Origin of the sequence: Italian clover phyllody phytoplasma str. MA1, assembly GCF_000300695.1 — a bacterium.
Classification (GTDB): Bacteria; Bacillota_I; Bacilli_A; order Acholeplasmatales; family Acholeplasmataceae; genus Phytoplasma.
Genome location: NZ_AKIM01000058.1, coordinates 1 through 764 on the forward strand (window position 1 = coordinate 1; position 764 = coordinate 764).

Annotated in this window: 1 protein-coding gene and 1 pseudogene; both read right to left on the bottom strand. The window is 26.3% G+C overall.

What is annotated here, in order from left to right:
* Window positions 1-299, bottom strand: a 299-nt coding sequence (locus RI01_RS02365) for a hypothetical protein (protein ID WP_017193072.1), incomplete at its 3' end; no start/stop codon positions are given.
* Between the two features lie 102 nt (window positions 300-401).
* Window positions 402-764: pseudogene (locus tag RI01_RS02370) on the bottom strand (AAA family ATPase); the annotation flags it as partial.

Below are 764 nucleotides of genomic sequence, written 5' to 3' on the forward strand. Positions count from 1 at the left end.
TTATTTTGATTTATTATCATTTTTTCTAATTTATCTATATTTTCATTAATTTTTTGAAAATTACTTTGGGTTTCTTGTTGAAATTTATCAATTTCCTTTTCAACAAGGTTAATGTTTTCTTTTAAATGATTGTTTTGATGATTAATGTTTTCTTTTAAATGATCTTTTTGAAAGTCAACATATTCTTTAAAATTATGATTAATGAAAATACAAATTATACTTGTTGTTAACATAATGCTTATTAATGTAAATATAAATTCAATATTGAAAATGGTGTCTTTTTGTTTTAATTTTTTCATTTGTTTTCTCCTTTTTTAGTTTTTATTGGTTTTAATGGCCTTACCATTATTGTGTGTAAAATAAAAAAGACTCTAAATTAGAGTCTTTTAATATTGGTGAAATTATTTTTGATTATTGTTTTGAGGTTTTGCATGATGTTTATCTTGGTAAAGGGATAAAGTTTTACGAACAGGATTGAAGTGAAGGTGAAAATGGGTTAATTTAAAATCAGAATCGTGAACACGTGCGCGACCAAGGTAATAGTCTTTGTCTTCTTCTAAGAAATGTTTAGGGCCTTTGTATTTAAGGATTAAATAGTTACCTCCTGGGCCTTTGAATTGTTGTTTTTCAAAATTGATATTTGAATATAAAGAACTGTCATCTTCCATATCGAAAGAAGCGGAATTGAATCCGTTTAAAGTGGTACGATCGTAAGTTAAACCTCTTTTATTCCAACGGTCGAAAGGATGACGATCTTTGATGTA